This is a genomic window from Vibrio sp. 1401 (assembly GCF_033340295.1).
This window is the reverse complement of record NZ_JAWOWF010000224.1, coordinates 1-857: the sequence shown is the minus strand read 5'-3', so window position 1 is coordinate 857 and position 857 is coordinate 1. Positions and strand designations below refer to the sequence as shown.

Annotated in this window: 1 pseudogene; it reads left to right on the top strand. The window is 46.4% G+C overall.

What is annotated here, in order from left to right:
- Positions 1-857, top strand: a pseudogene (locus tag R7Z77_RS24725) (hypothetical protein); the annotation flags it as partial.

The following is an 857-nucleotide window of genomic DNA, read 5'->3' as shown; positions in this document are numbered from 1 at the left end:
AACAACGGTCAATGGGACACTCAAGAATCTATTCTTGGTCTGACCGATGAGAAAGGTCAGCTTACACTGGCCGCTAAACCAGAAAAAACCTTAGCACTGCAAACTCTCGTTCCAAACGGTGCGAAACAGAAACAACTTATCGCCTTGGATGCCAAGAAATACGCTGGCACCTACACCGTAGATATGGACCACCCAAGCCAAGCTATGGCGCACGAAATCGTATTCCGCGCACCATCATCGTCTAACGTGATCTCACCTATCACGGACCTTGTGGCGATTGAAATGGCAAAAGACCCTTCAATTACTGAAGAAGACGCGAAAGCAAACGTAAACAAAGCATTGGGAGGCTCAGAGGAAGCTCCGATTGATCTGTACAGTGACTTTGTTGAAGGTGCGACAAAAAACGCCGAACTACATAAAACCGCTCAGATTCTGACAGAATCTAAAGCGCAAAACCCAACAAATTACGAGAAGAAAGCGACTGAGTTTGCTCAAGCGGCAAACCAAGAAGTGGATCGTCTTGTCGCGTCTGGCGAAAACATCAATGACCCAAGCCTACGTCCAGTCATCACTGATAGCACGCCAAATAGCGACAACTTGGCGCCTGAAACGCTAGTCAACAACAAGCTAACCGTCAACGAAACCGTAGAAGACGCAGCTGAAGATAAATTGGATAAGCTACCAAAAATCGTAAAAGGTGCCGCATTTGATGGCGTTGAGCTAAACATCGAAGGTCTTTTCAAAGACAAAGACCAAAGCCTTGTGAGCACAAAACTGACGCATAATTTAGCGGGCACAGGCATTGAAGTTGAGCAAGTTGGTAACCTAATTGTTCTACACCCGACCACGATCGTAGA